Raw genomic sequence first — 1,721 nt, 5'->3', positions numbered from 1 at the left:
CCGCCCGGGCTGGACTACCTTCCTGCGTCACCCCATCACTCACCTACTAACCGCTTGGTTCGGCGGCTCCACCACTTTCCTTTCCCCGAAGGGTCCGGAACGGCTTCACGGCCTTAGCATCACGATGCTCGATGTTTGACGCTTCACAGCGGGTACCGGAATATCAACCGGTTATCCATCGACTACGCCTGTCGGCCTCGCCTTAGGTCCCGACTTACCCTGGGCAGATCAGCTTGACCCAGGAACCCTTAGTCAATCGGCGCAAACGTTTCTCACGTTTGTATCGCTACTCATGCCTGCATTCTCACTCGTGAACCGTCCACCACTGCCTTCCGGCGCGGCTTCACCCGGCACACGACGCTCCCCTACCCATCACAGCACCCGTTGGGGCTTATTGCTGCAATGACACGACTTCGGCGGTACGCTTGAGCCCCGCTACATTGTCGGCGCGGAATCACTAGACCAGTGAGCTATTACGCACTCTTTCAAGGGTGGCTGCTTCTAAGCCAACCTCCTGGTTGTCTGTGCGACTCCACATCCTTTCCCACTTAGCGTACGCTTAGGGGCCTTAGTCGATGCTCTGGGCTGTTTCCCTCTCGACCATGGAGCTTATCCCCCACAGTCTCACTGCCGTGCTCTCACTTACCGGCATTCGGAGTTTGGCTAAGGTCAGTAACCCGGTAGGGCCCATCGCCTATCCAGTGCTCTACCTCCGGCAAGAAACACACGACGCTGCACCTAAATGCATTTCGGGGAGAACCAGCTATCACGGAGTTTGATTGGCCTTTCACCCCTAACCACAGGTCATCCCCCAGGTTTTCAACCCTGGTGGGTTCGGTCCTCCACGAAGTCTTACCTCCGCTTCAACCTGCCCATGGCTAGATCACTCCGCTTCGGGTCTTGAGCGTGCTACTGAATCGCCCTATTCGGACTCGCTTTCGCTACGGCTTCCCCACCCGGGTTAACCTCGCAACACACCGCAAACTCGCAGGCTCATTCTTCAAAAGGCACGCAGTCACGAGATACAGCAAGCTGTATCCGACGCTCCCACGGCTTGTAGGCACACGGTTTCAGGTACTATTTCACTCCGCTCCCGCGGTACTTTTCACCATTCCCTCACGGTACTATCCGCTATCGGTCACCAGGGAATATTTAGGCTTAGCGGGTGGTCCCGCCAGATTCACACGGGATTTCTCGGGCCCCGTGCTACTTGGGTGTCTCTCAAACGAGCCGCTGACGTTTCGACTACGGGGGTCTTACCCTCTACGCCGGACCTTTCGCATGTCCTTCGCCTACATCAACGGTTTCTGACTCGTCCTGTTGCCGGCAGACAACAGAAGAGAGATCCCACAACCCCCACGACGCAACCCCTGCCGGGTCTCACACGTCGTAGGTTTGGCCTCATCCGGTTTCGCTCGCCACTACTCCCGGAATCACGGTTGTTTTCTCTTCCTGCGGGTACTGAGATGTTTCACTTCCCCGCGTTCCCTCCACACTGCCTATGTGTTCAGCAGCGGGTGACAGCCCATGACGACTGCCGGGTTTCCCCATTCGGAAACCCCCGGATCAAAGCCTGGTTGACGACTCCCCGGGGACTATCGTGGCCTCCCACGTCCTTCATCGGTTCCTGGTGCCAAGGCATCCACCGTGCGCCCTTAAAAACTTGGCCACAGATGCTCGCGTCCACTGTGCAGTTCTCAAACAACGACCAACCACCCGTC

General features: G+C 57.5%; 1 rRNA gene (running past one end of the window). It reads right to left on the bottom strand.

The annotated features are described in order from the left end of the window. Positions 1-1,669: ribosomal RNA gene (locus tag ABZ910_RS36150) — 23S ribosomal RNA — on the bottom strand; it reaches 1,491 nt to the left of the window's first position. Positions 1,670-1,721 lie beyond the last annotated feature (52 nt).

Source organism: Streptomyces sp. NPDC046805, from assembly GCF_040645355.1.
Taxonomy (GTDB): domain Bacteria; phylum Actinomycetota; class Actinomycetes; order Streptomycetales; family Streptomycetaceae; genus Streptomyces.
Note: the sequence above shows the minus strand (reverse complement) of the source record. Positions and strands in the feature narration are given on the sequence as shown.